Here is a 13,498-nt window from a genome sequence, read left to right as displayed (position 1 = left end):
TTATTCAAATCGTTCCTCACTTTTCCAGAGCCGCTCCCTGAATAGCAAATAAACCATCAAAGCAAAAAAGCTGGTGTAAAGCGCTCTGGGAATTATAAAACGGATCAGCGCTTTAAAAAATCCAAGATGAAGCGACAACTTGTAGATAAAACCAAAAATGACCTCGTGAATAAGCACCAAGGAAACTACAGCAAGGAGATATGAAATTAAATTATATTTTTTATTCGGCCGCTGGAAAAATGATCCCCAGAAACCGACAATCGTCTTTGCTAAAGCAGATAGGCCGAAAAAATGTGTTGTCATCGCATCCTGAATAAGCCCGGCAAAAAAGCCTATTACTCCTGCCCGATTTCGATTTTCTTTCAAACTGACAATGATCACAAAGATCAAGATTAAATCTGGCGTGACATCCTTAATTGCGATCAGTTGCATAAAGTTGATCTCAACGATCAACAAAATCACAAAAGCAATCATGTATTTGATCAATTGCATGAATGAGGCTTGACCTCTGTTTCTTCACCTGCGATCATTTTTAAACTTAATCGATATCCCGCAAAAACACATTATGCGCTATATTCAGCTCGTCGAGCGAGAGCATTCTGTTGATTTTTTATTGCCTATCAAAACTTCAGGATTTTTGCTTGATGCTCTTTTTAAAGTACGACCAAAATATATTTCATTGCTTCGGGACGAATTTATGTGTTAGACACTTACACACTTTAAATTTGTCCGAGACAATGCCACTCTCAGACAATTCTTATTTTTTCGGCAGAAATTCGAATGTTGATGTGACTGTTGAAAGAGTGCTGTTTCCTCCACACGCTAACATGGCGTCGATCGATAGCGGAGTGTTCTCATTCAACTTTTGCAAGGTCGGCGACAACAAAAACCTCCTCTAATTTTTGAAAATCTACCGATGGCTTCAGTTCGATCTGGAGGAAGAGCGCTCGAGGAGAATCGTGAATATTGACAATCGTTCCGATGGGTATGCCAGCCGGAAAAATTTCGCTGTAACCAGAAGTAATGACAGCATCGCCAAGCTGCACGTCCGCCCGTTTGGGTACATCGTTCAGGCGACAAAGCTCGCCCCCTTCCCAACTCACAATTCCATCGACGCGACTCCGTTGAATTTTAGCGCTCACTCTAAAATTTCGATCTAATAAAATATGTCCAATGGACTGATCTGGCCCAGCTTGATAAATTCTCCCCACCAGTCCTTCTCCAGTCACCAAGGCCATATTTTTAGTTACACCGTGATGGGTTCCAACGTTAAGGACAATGGCAGTAATCGGGCCTCTCTGGCCCTTGACGACAATCCGAGCTGGGATCAGGCGCCATGGAGTCCTTACTTTGAATGCAATTAATTCCCTTAGTCGCTCATTTTCTAATTTTATCTCGGCCATCTGGCTATTTTCAAGCGACAGTCGGGTGTTTTCTAATAATAATTGCTCGTTTTTCTGCTTTAAATCGTAATAGCTCTTGACGGAATCCCAACGCTCCTGGAACTCGCTGATGAGCCCAACCATCCAGAGTTTGAACGATTCAATCTGGGGATTCTGGTTGGTCGCAAGCAAGATCAACGCAACCAGCACCAGAATCGCATGCAAGGCATAATCCCGATAATCAGAAAAATCTCGATAACGTGCCATGTTGTCCGTTTGATTAAAAATGAAATGTCGCCAAATCGATCAAACAGCCATAACAAATCATGTCGATCGCAACGACATGCACTAAGCCACATACTCTTTTCTTGGCTTGGTAAGTACTTTATGATAATGTTCCAAATCATCAAGAATTTTTCCGGCTCCTCTGACCACACAGGTCAACGGATCGTCAGCTACAATGATCGGCAAATTGGTCTCCTGCCTGAGTCGCTCATCCAATCCTTTGAGCAGTGAGCCGCCCCCAGTAAGGATGATGCCGCGATCCAAAATGTCGGCAGATAACTCAGGTGGGGTTTGTTCTAGACAAAGTTTCACTGCTTCGACGATGGCTGCCACCGGCTCGGATAATGCTTCCTGCACCTCTTCTGAAGTGATTTCCACCGTCTTTGGAATGCCAGCGACAAGATCGCGACCCTTGACCGTTAATGAGGCTTTCTCGTGATACGGCGCAGCCGAACCGATGGTGCATTTGATCATCTCTGCGGTGTTTTCTCCAATGAGCAAGTTATATTTACGCTTGAAATATTGCACGATGGACTCGGTCATCTCATCCCCGGCGATGCGGATCGAAGTGTCATTGACGATTCCAGAAAGGGCAATGACAGCGATTTCGGTCGTGCCACCCCCGATGTCAATTACCATGCTGCCCACCGGCTCGTGAATTGGTAATCCAACGCCAATGGCGGCTGCCATTGGCTCATCAATCAGATAAACCTCTCGTGCGCCGACATGTTCCGCAGAATCGCGAACTGCCCGTTTCTCCACATCGGTTATTCCAGAGGGAATCGCAACGACGATGCGAGGCCTAATAAAACGATTGATTTTCACTCGGCGGATAAAATAGCGAATCATCCGCTCCGCTAACTCGAAATCCGCAATCACCCCGTCCTTCAATGGTCGCACGGTCACAATCTCTCCCGGGGTACGACCAACCATATCTTTTGCAGCGCTCCCATAGGCAACGATATCCTGATTTGATTTTTTGACGGCGACGATCGATGGCTCGTTGACCATCACCCCGCGACCTTTCACATAGACCAACGTGTTTGCCGTTCCAAGATCGATGGCAATATCGTTAGATAAATACGAAGATAAAAATGAAAACGGCATATCAGCTCCTTTGATGTTTCTCTTGGCGAAATCTGCCATTATCCTTATAACCCTTCATGGTTCTTATTCATCAAAAAATTCAGGCACTCGGAAAACCTTTTTGAAATTCTATTGCATTGAACTCTTGGTCCACTTTCAATTAATCTAGCGGAGCAAGATAAAGAAATCATCATGACCAAACGAGCTTGATGTCATCCTCAATGTCGGAAATGTCGAACACCAGTGAAGACCATTGCCATGCGATGTTCATCGGCTGCTTGGATGACTTCTGCATCGCGGACTGAACCACCAGGTTGGATGATTGCGGTCGCACCAGCTTCAGCCGCAGCGTCCACGCCGTCCCGAAATGGAAAAAAGGCGTCGGAAGCAACGACCGTTCCTTGCAATGACAGCCCCGACCTTCGCGCCTTTTCCACCGCTAATAGCGATGAATCGACCCGGGACATCTGACCCGCGCCGATGCCAATGGTGCGATCCGGCAGACAAAAAACCACCGCATTGGACTTTACCCATTTTACAACCTTCCAGGCGAATTTCAAACCAGCCCATTCCAACTCGGTTGGAGCCCGTTTGGTAACGACATGAAGCTCAAGATCATCGATCGTTTTGTTATCTGGGCTTTGCACCAATACGCCGCCCGCGACCCGCTTAAAATCCATTTCTGTGGTCAATTCTGAGGAAATTTTCAGCTTCAATAACCGGACGTTTTTCTTTTTCGCTAATATTTGAAATGCCTCAGCATCATACTCAGGCGCCACTACCACCTCAATGAACATTTCTGCCAATTTCGCAGCAGTTGTCGCATCGACTGCTCGGTTGAAGCCGAAAATTCCTCCGAAAGCTGAAACCGGATCAGTTGCCAATGCTTTTTCAAACGCCTCGAAGATCTGGGTTCCAATCCCAATCCCACAGGGATTATGATGTTTCACAATGACCGCGCAGGGTTGGTCGAAACTCTGCACGATCTTCACCACAGCATCAAGATCCATGATATTATTGAAACTCAATTCCTTGCCATGAAGCTGCCGGAGATCCGTGATCCCTGGATGGGTTGCATTCAGATCACGATAAAAAGCTGCCGTTTGATGCGGGTTTTCGCCGTAGCGGAGCTCGCTGATCTTCGCCAAATTCAGGGTTAGTCGCGCGGGATATAGCTCAGAACCAATTGTATTCTGCAGATAACGAGCGATCGCCCCGTCGTATTGATGCGTCAGCGCAAACGCCTGTACGGCCAGGCGCTGTCGAGTTGCCAGGCTCAATTCACCGCGATGATCCAATAATTCTTTAATGATGGACGCATACTGATTCGGCGAGGTAACCACCGCAACATCTGCATAATTCTTAGCCGCCGCCCGGATCATAGTAGGACCACCAATATCGATATTTTCAATCGCCAGATCTATGGTAACATTCGGCTGACGAATGGTCTGTTCGAACGGATAGAGATTTACCACGACCATATCGATTGGCGAGATCCCCTGCTCATGAAGCTGCCGCAGATGGTCAGGATTATCCCTGCGAGCCAGAATCGCGCCGTGGATAAACGGGTGCAGCGTTTTCACACGACCATCGAGCATCTCTGGCATTCCAGTAATAGCTGAAACCGATTGACAACTGATCCTATTTTGTTGCAGCAACTGGGCCGTCCCGCCAGTCGAGATGATGCGGATCTCCATTTGTTGTAACGACCGAGCAAATTCAACAATGCCAGTTTTATCGTGAACACTGATCAGAGCTTGTTTGATTTTGGACATGCTTTGTTTTTCCTAATTTGATCAGAAACGCTATCAATTTTGGCGATGGGAGCGGGCAAATTGCTCCAAAGGTACATCTAAGATCGAGTACTTTTTGCAATCATGGGCATTGAAATGCCACCATTCGGATGAAGTTGCCCGAAAGCCCTGGGAACGCATCGCCTGTTTCAGTCGCTCGCGATTTTTTCGCGCCGTTGCAGAACCGTATGGATAATCGCTGGCCGCAGCCGGGCTGAAATCGTCAAATTTCGTGGGCATTTCTAACTCATTTCCGTAGCGATCGACCAGGGTCACATCCACTGCTGCGCCCCGATTATGATTCGAGCCTCGGGCTGGATCTGCCACATATCGGGGATCGGGTACCTTCTGCCACATCTTTTTCTGAACCGATAGCGGTCGATAACCATCCCAAATCTTTAACCCCAATCCCTCTGCTTGCAACGTTCTATGAACCTTGACCAATCGCTCCGCTACCGCCCGGCGGAGCAAACAAATATTCGCTGCATAAAGCGTATCATGCAAAAAATTATCTGCTGTGGCATACTTCAAATCGACAATAATCGTCGAATCCAAATCTTTGATATTCACTAAATCATCTGGACGCTGAGCTGACAATCCGATCGGAAGCAGCATCAGCAATAGAATAAGAAGAAATTGGCGCCATGCCAGATCTCGTTGCATTTTCTATCCCATCATCAACTTCAATTTCAATAGATAAAAATTATCGTCTGCTCGACAATGGATCGTCAAAAAAGTTGCAATCAACCAATTGCAACGACCCTCAAAATAGTCATTTGAGAGCTGAGGATCGAAGCATATTACGCTCAAGCTGGCTTAATTTTCACGCGGCGTCCAACGATCTCGATGCGATCTTGGGCAAAAAGCTGAAGTGCTTCTGAATAGATTTCATGCTCCACCTTCAATACCCGAGCCGCTAAAGTCTCAGGAGTGTCATCCTCCTCAACTGGAACGCAGCGCTGCAATACAGGCGGGCCTGTATCATAATTTTCATCGACCAAGTGAACCGTGACACCGGAAATTTTGCATCCGTAATTCAGCACCGCTTCGTGCACATGAATCCCGTACATTCCTTTTCCGCCGAAAGCCGGTAACAGTGCAGGATGTATATTGAGGATGCGATTCCGAAATTTTTGGACCAACAGCGGGCTAAGCAGTTTCAAATAGCCAGCCAACACGATAAAATTGACTTGGTGTTGTTCAAAGATATTCAACAACTGCTGGTCATACTGCTCTGGATCGGGATATTGCTTGGCTGAGACGAACATAGCGGCAATGCCATGATTTCGAGCAATTTCCAATACACCGGCTGATGACCTGTTGCTCACCACAACTTGAACCGAGGCATCTAATTTTCCTTGGTTAATATGATCCAAGATCGCTTGAAAATTGGAACCCCGGCCTGAGGCCAATACGCCAAGCTGAAGTCGAGACATGTTTTTTCCTAAAAAAATTCCTTTTGCTTTAAGTTCAAACAAGCTTAGATGTCATGCTTGCCATGGATACATCTCTTTTCGATCTGTGCAAGATGTTCGCTTCCGATAATCCTATGAAGAGATTGCTGCATTCGCAGGAATGAAATCTGCTTCGCGAATTCATTAATTAGCAAGCTACCCGGTCATTTTGGGTTTGACCGCGCTTTCAGGAATCATTACGCCCCCCAGTTCGGTATCTAAAATCGCCTTGACACCAATTGGCATGATATGCTTGACTGAACCATGCCCATACGCGAAATTGGTAATGATCGGAACGTTCAGGGGAGCCAGATAATCATCGAAGATTTCGCTCAAGGTCAGACTTGGTTTTTCTGGATCGCGCGGATCGCATTCGGTAAATTGGCCGACCACAACACCAGCCACTTGATCCAGAATTCCGGCCAATCTCAACTGGGCCAAATACCGATCGACTCGGTACGGTTCTTCATCAATGTCTTCGATAAATAAAATTGCGCCGCGAAAATCGGGACAATAGGGAGTGCCCAATAACACATTGATCAAGGATAAACATCCGCCCAATAGGATCCCAGTGGCTTTGCCAGGATGATAAACCTGGATTGGATTATTTTCTGGATTGGTTAACAATCCGATCGGGTCGGTGCTGGTTAATGCGCGCCAGAAATGCAATTCGGTAAATGGATCAATGCCTTTGCCCATTTCCACGGCGACCATGGCGCCCGAAAAGCTGACCAACCCCGTTTGTTGCCAAATCGCCAGATTCAAGGCAGTGATATCGCTATAACCGACAAAAATTTTCGGGTTCCGACCCAAAGCCTCATAATCGAGACATTGCAATAGCCGAGCGGTCCCATAGCCGCCTCGCGAACAGACAATCGCATCGATATGCGGATCGCGAAACATCGCATTCAAATCATTAGCACGATCCAAATCATTTCCTGCCAAATACCCGCGGCGATCCAAAACATGTGCTGCCTCCACCACCCGATACCCGAGACTTTCGAGATAAGCGATGCCTTGCCGGTATTGCACTTCATCGGCTGGACAACTGGCAGGGGAGACGACTCCGATTGTGCTATTCTTTGTAAGCTGAAATGGTTTGAGGCGTGTCTGCGATTCCAAATTTCCCTCTGATTGAATTAAATTGCATCAGTAGCTTGGTTTTCAGTCGCATCTTTTTTTGAGCTTCATCCGAACGACAATTGCCATCAAAATTTACCTCGCCCCGATTTTGAAATCCATTCTGCCAATCAAATCACCATCATCGACCCATCTGTCCCAAAACCATACTTTGATCGACTGGTGGTAGAGCAGAAGATCAAATTCATTCAATCTCGCTGAAGCCATTCAGCCAAGCAAAACCTGTCGCTTTATAATTAAGCGGGGTTTTAAATGGCAATGGGTCAGCCGATCACCAGGGGTTTTTCACCAAATTGCGCCAGGCTTCCCAACCAATCGTCAAGAGGCGATATTCCCCAAAGCCGGTCTGATCCATGAACACAAATTGCTTGTTGATATCGTTATAATACCAGATCTCATGCGGCTTATATTCCAGATCAAATGGATGGCGTTCCACATCGCTTGGCGGCCCAAAAATGATGTAGATCATCCCCATATCGGTCCTCCAGCCCTCTCGGAACGCAGTGAAATTTTCATTGCTATATTGGACGCGCCGATAGAACTCATCCATCGCCTCATTGGCCTCCGTACCTGGAGTGGGATCATGTTCTCGCCAGAATTGTTCGAATCGTCTCAATTTCTCATCGGCATCGGCCTTATTGAGCTTGGTGAATTCTTTTTTGTCCGTAATATATCTCAATTGTCGAATTGCAAGATCGATGTCGGATACGGTGGATGGCATATTTGCCCACCGGATGAAAATCGGTTTTTCTGTCTCGGCTTCGCCGGAGTTGGCCTTCACCGCGACATGCAAAACATATTTTCCCTGCGCCAATTCGGAAATGGGCAATATGAATGATTCCATGGTGCGAACGTCATCTTTCCGACGCAAATAGTTGCTTTTCAGTACCTGCTTCCGCTTGGCGTTCTTCACCGAATAGCTCACATCAAATTGTTCGTCACCGTCGGATCGACTGTATATTTCAAAATAGACGAATAATGGTTCGGTCAATTCTTTGATGCAATCGGCAATATCGGGCTGAAAGGACTTTACCCCAAGGGAATCATATTGGAGGTTTCGGACCAACGCGACATCGCTGATCATCAACTTATCAGCAGCGAAATCTCTCAATTTTACCACATCCTTCACCGTTCGCTTCTGCTTCGTCTCTTGATCCGTCAAGCTGATGATGATCTTATAGGTCCCAGGTTCGACATCGAATTTTAAGTAGGAAATACTATATGCGCGTCGGGAATTGGTCAAATCGAAGCTCGCGGCGTTCACTTCCTCTTGCTGGGTCTTGCCATCGATCTGATTTCCAGCTTTATCATACAAAACGGCTGCGATCTCATAACTCGCATGAAAATTGGTGTCGGTGCTGGTAAACTGCAATTCATCGAAAGCGATCTTTAAAAAGAGTTGCAGCCGACTCAATTTTGGGTCCGGCGATGCAACATTCACCAGATCATAATGAAAGGTCGGAAGCTCGTAGAGATGGTATGGCACCATCTCAGCCTGGGCGTTCAATCTCGTTGGAAATACTGTATAGGCCCATGCGAGCATGGCACCTAACACGGTGATAAGCATATATCTCATGAGTAACCTCCCTGCCTTTGTTTTACCAGGGCGAAAATAAAACAGTTAAGAACTAACTTCTCCCCAGAGGTCATATTCGGTGGCTCTTTCAATACCGACGGAATAGATTTGACCGATTTTTAAATCACCGATGATATGAACCGTATTATCGATTTGCGGGGCATCCCATTGCGTTCGGCCGAAGTATTCATCGCTCGATTCATTGCGCTCATCGATTATGACAGGGAGCGTGCGACCCACTAACTGCTGATTGTGCTGTTCAGAGATGTCAGCCTGAAGCTCCATAATCTCCTCATAGCGTTCCTGTTTCACCTCTGGGGCAATTTGATCTGGCAGCCTGGCAGCTGGCGTTCCCTCTTCGGCATAAAATTGGAATACCCCGAGCCGCTCAAATTGCGCCTCCTCAATAAATTGACGGAGCAATTCGAAATCCGCTTTGCTCTCGCCTGGATAACCAACCATGACCGTGGTTCGGATGGCGATCTCTGGCACCTCACGCCGGAGCCGATCAATCACTCGGCGGATTTCATCCCCTGTGCCCATACGCCCCATGGCGCGCAACATCGGATCTGAAATATGTTGGATTGGAAGATCAATATAGCGACATAGCTTCGCGCATTCATTATACAATCGAAAAATCGAATCGTTCATCCGCGCCGGATGAGCATAGAGCAAACGAATCCACTGGATCGATTCTATTTTGCTAATGGCATGAATAAGCTGGACCAGCAGGTTCGGTTGATTTTGTTTCCATCCATAATAAGTAGTATCCTGGGCCACCAAAATGAGCTCTCTCACGCCGCGCTCGGCCAATTGCTGGGCTTCTTCGATCAGATTTGCAACAGGCCATTCGCGATAACTTCCCTTTATAGCTGGAATGGTACAATAATGACAGCGATTGTCACAGCCCTCTGCGATTTTCAAATAGGCATAGTGGTCCGGCGTTTGCAATACACGCATGATGGTTTGGCCAGATACGGGTAGTTTCCATCGCTGCGCCAGTTGTTGACCGATCCGGCGAAAATCATATTGATCAAAGAACGCATCGACTTCAGGGATCGATTGCTGCAATTCAGTCAAATAGCGCTGCGGCAAACATCCAGCGACATAGACCTGCTGCACCTTGCCGATGGCCTTTAACTGCACAGCCTCTAAAATGGTTTCGATCGCCTCCTCCCGGGCAGGCAGGATAAAACCACAAGTGTTAATGATTACGACATCCGCCTCATCAGCTTGCGGAACCAACTGGATTTGATTGTTGCCCAAAGCACCGAGCAAATATTCGGAATCGACGAGATTTTTAGGGCAACCCAGGGTGATCATACAGAGCTTCATTGAAAGAGCGCCTCAACAAATGCAGTATAATCGAAAGGCTCTAAATCATCGATTTTCTCTCCAACTCCGATGAACTTCACAGGCAGTCCCAACTCTTTCCGAATGGCCAAAACAATGCCCCCCTTTGCCGTGCCATCCAGTTTCGTCAGTACAATCCCAGTCACGCCCACTGCTTCTGTGAATTGTCGTGCTTGGTTTAATCCGTTTTGTCCTGTTGTCGCATCGAGCACGAGCAATGTTTCTTCTGGGGCGGAAGGCTGCAATTTGCCCAGCACTCGCCGGATCTTCTTCAGCTCCTCCATCAAATTCGACTTGGTATGAAGCCGGCCAGCCGTATCGATGATCAACACATCGAGCTTTCGGCTGATGGCCGCCTGGAGCGAATCATAAGCAATGGAAGCAGGATCAGCTCCTGGCTGGGTTTTGATGATATCCACATGAGCGCGATCGGCCCAGATATCCAATTGATCGGCCGCAGCAGCCCGAAACGTATCAGCAGCAGCGATCAGCACCTTATTGCCATGATTCTTAAATTGCCATGCCAATTTCCCAATGGTGGTTGTTTTACCCGTGCCATTCACCCCAACGACCATAATCACAAACGGCCGCTGAGCCGGCTGAAAATAGCTCTCATCAATTCTGAGGGTGATCTGTCCCTCGCTTTCAAAAGCTTTCAACATGGCGCTCTTTAAGAACCGCATGATATTTTCGCTTTTTTTGATGCCCAATTCCTTCGTTTGCTGCCGGACGCTTTCTATGAGCTCCAGCGCGGTATTTACTCCAACATCGCCAGCGATCAAAATTTCTTCCAGTTCATCAAATAGATCTTCATCGAGCACCTGATGGATCTTAAGGCTTGCAGCCAATTTGCCGATGATCCCTTCGCGCGTCTTAAATAATTTCTGCGTTAGCTTCCCAAACATTCATCTACCTCATAAAATACCCGAACTCATTCTGAGGGCGTTTTCATGCTGAATTTGATTTTTGTCAATTACAAAACCTAACGGAGGCTTTGAGCGCAGTCAGCCGGAGAGACGAGCAAATCCGCTTTGGCCGCTAATTGATTGGCCAAATCGACAGCTAACTGCCGCGTATCATCCAAATTGGAGACTCGAGAATTGGCTGCGGCAAGCGCTTCGCCAGAAACTCCATTGATCAAGCGCGCATCTGCCTCCAATGCCGATTTGAGCTGGGTCAGACTGCCGACCACGATCCCAGCCAAGCCAGACAATTTTCCGATTTCTATCGCCGTCTCGGTATCGATCAGCCCAGTTTGACCGAGCGCTTGCTCTGAGATGATCTTATCCAATTGGACACGTTCGATCACCGTGAATCTGCCGGTCTGAATCAGAGCCGTGATTAGCATCTCTGTCAGGCTTTGGCCCAGTTTCGTCATTTCCGCTCGAGCGTTTGTATCTTCAAACGGAAAGACAGCTATCGGTGGTTTATAGTCTAAAGCCAGCGGCGTAATAGGAAGATCCTCAGATCTGGATCGCTAAGAAGCTGGCTGAACATCATCTGATTGTGATCGAATTTTATTCAATAGATCTCTTGCCTCAGCTCGATATTCGGCATCTGGCAACGCGACCAGGGCCGTTTGCAATTGCTCGAGGGCAAGATCCGACCTTCCCCGCTTTGCATTGATTGCTCCCAGCACAAATAGGGCCCGACTTGATTTTGGATTAATTGATACAGCAATGGCCGCATGCTTTTCTGCTTCTCGGATGCGCTGCTGACGGTAAAAAATAATAGAGAGTAGCTCATGCGCCAGAATATTTTTGGGATTTAACCGAATTGCCCGTTGCAATTCAAATTTGGCTTTCTCTGGTTTCTGCTCGCGCAATAATTAAATCGCAGATCGAGTCAATTCATTTGAACGTCGGATCTGGAGCTGGTTCTGTGATTTGATTTCATTTGGAATCAACCATGAGATCACCATCATGGCAATAATCCATATGAAAAAAAATTTTTTCACATTCATTTTCGGTCTCCCATCTCCTTTGAAATTCATTTCGGCATGCGATCGGTGATCTCCATTGTGAGCTTAAATTCTCAATTAGGCCATAAATAACTTGACAATGTCGGGCAATAATTTGGGATGCTGAATGAGCGCCGTTGTAAAAATATTCAAAATGGTCTGTTTTTCCGGTGGCTTTTGGGCGATGGCTGCGGCTGTTCGATTTAAATCTGAATCAGTGAGTTTGTACACCGCCTCTTTCAGGCGATAGGCGCGACGGTGGTTGCTGCCGTTCTCTTTGTCCCACGCTTTGCTGTACTCTTGAAGCCGAGTTTCGCTGCAATCATTTTCTTTGCAGGCCATGGCTGCGACCCGTCCCGCAATTTCAGCAGCGATGATGCTCTGCACAATGCCGCCGCCAGTCAATGGATTAGCCTGATGAGCTGCATCCCCTACCAGCATCAATCCAGAAGTAACGATTTTATCCATGAATGGGGCACAGGGAACTCCCCCAGCCACTGTTGTTAAAATCGCTGCCTTCGGAAATTTGCGATCAATGAATTCCCGAAGATAAAATAGCGGTGCTTTCTTGGCAGCGAATTCTCCAGAAACACCTAATCCGATGTTGGCTAAATGGTCGTTCTTTGGGAACACCCAAAGATACCCACCTGGTGCTACTGTTGTCGCAAAATAAAAATCACAATAGCGTCGATCGAGCGTGATATTTGAGACGGTCATCTGCACGCAGCTTTCCATATCCTTCAAGCGCACTGCAGTTTTCAAACCCGCCCAGCGCCCGACGCGGGATTCTACACCGTCGGCACCGATAACAACTTTAGCCCGAATTTGATAATGGTTGCCCAGATGCAATACCTTTACCCCCTTCACTGTGCCGTTTTCAATTATTAATCCATACACATAAGCTTTGGTAACAATTTTAGCGCCTCGCTGGGCCGCCATCATCGCTAAATCATAATCGAACCGCTTGCGATCTAAAATATAGCCGATATCATCATGATGTACAGTGACGACCGTCTCATCAGGCGCGATTAATCGCACCGCCTCAATGGCATTGGCGATCCATTCCGGCCGCGGCTCAAGCACTCGACGCAATCCTTTATCGCCCACAGCTTCACCGCAGCGCACGGGAATACCAATCTCGCGATCCTTTTCCAATACCAGCACTTTTGCCCCGTGTTCGGAAGCGACTCTGGCGGCTGTTGACCCAGCCGGACCAGCACCGACAACCACTATATCATAATCATCTATCATTCCGAAACTCCAATGCATTCATCGGGCAAATTTTAATGCAATTCAAGCATTGCGTGCATCCCACATGATCGATGACGAGTCGGGCCTCAAATAGCTCAATCACATCGACGGGACAGACCGATACGCACGTGCCACAAAAATCGCATAGATCATCTTTCGTAACAACCATTGTTTGCTCCTTCATTCAACCAGATTAAACATTCCGAAACGCCAAGAGC

14 protein-coding genes are annotated in these 13,498 nt (G+C 47.1%); all 14 read right to left on the bottom strand.

Going from position 1 to position 13,498, the window contains the following annotated elements; genetic code table 11:
- The 14 genes from mreD to ONB37_07455 all read right to left on the bottom strand — a co-directional run bounded on the left by mreD (position 1) and on the right by ONB37_07455 (position 13,449).
- Positions 1–492, bottom strand: coding sequence for a rod shape-determining protein MreD (gene mreD, locus ONB37_07520; protein ID MDZ7399994.1), 492 nt, complete (start codon positions 490–492; stop codon positions 1–3).
- Positions 493–854: 362 nt separating this feature from the next.
- Positions 855–1,649, bottom strand: a complete 795-nt coding sequence (gene mreC, locus ONB37_07515; GenBank protein ID MDZ7399993.1) for a rod shape-determining protein MreC — start codon at positions 1,647–1,649, stop codon at positions 855–857.
- An 81-nt stretch (positions 1,650–1,730) separates the two neighbouring features.
- Positions 1,731–2,774: a rod shape-determining protein gene (locus tag ONB37_07510; GenBank protein ID MDZ7399992.1), complete on the bottom strand. Its 1,044-nt coding sequence runs from the start codon at positions 2,772–2,774 to the stop codon at positions 1,731–1,733.
- A gap of 197 nt (positions 2,775–2,971) precedes the next feature.
- A complete protein-coding gene (gene purH / locus ONB37_07505) occupies positions 2,972–4,528 on the bottom strand; it encodes a bifunctional phosphoribosylaminoimidazolecarboxamide formyltransferase/IMP cyclohydrolase (GenBank protein MDZ7399991.1) in 1,557 nt (518 codons plus the stop codon).
- Between the two features lie 33 nt (positions 4,529–4,561).
- Complete coding sequence (locus ONB37_07500; protein ID MDZ7399990.1) at positions 4,562–5,209, bottom strand: M15 family metallopeptidase; 648 nt, start codon at positions 5,207–5,209, stop codon at positions 4,562–4,564.
- A gap of 143 nt (positions 5,210–5,352) precedes the next feature.
- Complete coding sequence (gene purN / locus ONB37_07495; GenBank protein ID MDZ7399989.1) at positions 5,353–5,982, bottom strand: phosphoribosylglycinamide formyltransferase; 630 nt, start codon at positions 5,980–5,982, stop codon at positions 5,353–5,355.
- A 174-nt stretch (positions 5,983–6,156) separates the two neighbouring features.
- Positions 6,157–7,122: an LD-carboxypeptidase gene (locus tag ONB37_07490; GenBank protein MDZ7399988.1), complete on the bottom strand. Its 966-nt coding sequence runs from the start codon at positions 7,120–7,122 to the stop codon at positions 6,157–6,159.
- A gap of 289 nt (positions 7,123–7,411) precedes the next feature.
- The gene (locus tag ONB37_07485) at positions 7,412–8,716 is read right to left on the bottom strand and encodes a GWxTD domain-containing protein (GenBank protein MDZ7399987.1); all 1,305 of its coding nucleotides are present in this window, start codon (positions 8,714–8,716) and stop codon (positions 7,412–7,414) included.
- Positions 8,717–8,761: 45 nt separating this feature from the next.
- Positions 8,762–10,051 carry a 30S ribosomal protein S12 methylthiotransferase RimO gene (gene rimO / locus ONB37_07480; GenBank protein MDZ7399986.1) on the bottom strand — a complete coding sequence of 430 codons (1,290 nt, stop codon included), beginning with the start codon at positions 10,049–10,051 and terminating at the stop codon, positions 8,762–8,764.
- Positions 10,048–10,974 carry a signal recognition particle-docking protein FtsY gene (gene ftsY / locus ONB37_07475; GenBank protein MDZ7399985.1) on the bottom strand — a complete coding sequence of 309 codons (927 nt, stop codon included), beginning with the start codon at positions 10,972–10,974 and terminating at the stop codon, positions 10,048–10,050. The genes rimO and ftsY overlap by 4 nt, the downstream gene beginning before the upstream one ends.
- 77 nt (positions 10,975–11,051) lie before the next feature.
- Complete coding sequence (locus ONB37_07470) at positions 11,052–11,489, bottom strand: CsgG/HfaB family protein (protein ID MDZ7399984.1); 438 nt, start codon at positions 11,487–11,489, stop codon at positions 11,052–11,054.
- Positions 11,490–11,546: 57 nt separating this feature from the next.
- Positions 11,547–11,894, bottom strand: a complete 348-nt coding sequence (locus ONB37_07465) for a tetratricopeptide repeat protein (protein ID MDZ7399983.1) — start codon at positions 11,892–11,894, stop codon at positions 11,547–11,549.
- A 213-nt stretch (positions 11,895–12,107) separates the two neighbouring features.
- Positions 12,108–13,280, bottom strand: a complete 1,173-nt coding sequence (locus ONB37_07460) for an NAD(P)/FAD-dependent oxidoreductase (protein MDZ7399982.1) — start codon at positions 13,278–13,280, stop codon at positions 12,108–12,110.
- Positions 13,270–13,449 carry a 4Fe-4S binding protein gene (locus ONB37_07455; GenBank protein ID MDZ7399981.1) on the bottom strand — a complete coding sequence of 60 codons (180 nt, stop codon included), beginning with the start codon at positions 13,447–13,449 and terminating at the stop codon, positions 13,270–13,272. The genes ONB37_07460 and ONB37_07455 overlap by 11 nt, the downstream gene beginning before the upstream one ends.
- Between the last annotated feature and the right edge of the window lie 49 nt (positions 13,450–13,498).

The organism is candidate division KSB1 bacterium, from assembly GCA_034506395.1.
Lineage (GTDB): Bacteria > Zhuqueibacterota > Zhuqueibacteria > Thermofontimicrobiales > Thermofontimicrobiaceae > Thermofontimicrobium.
This window is presented reverse-complemented; position numbering and strand designations above follow the sequence as displayed.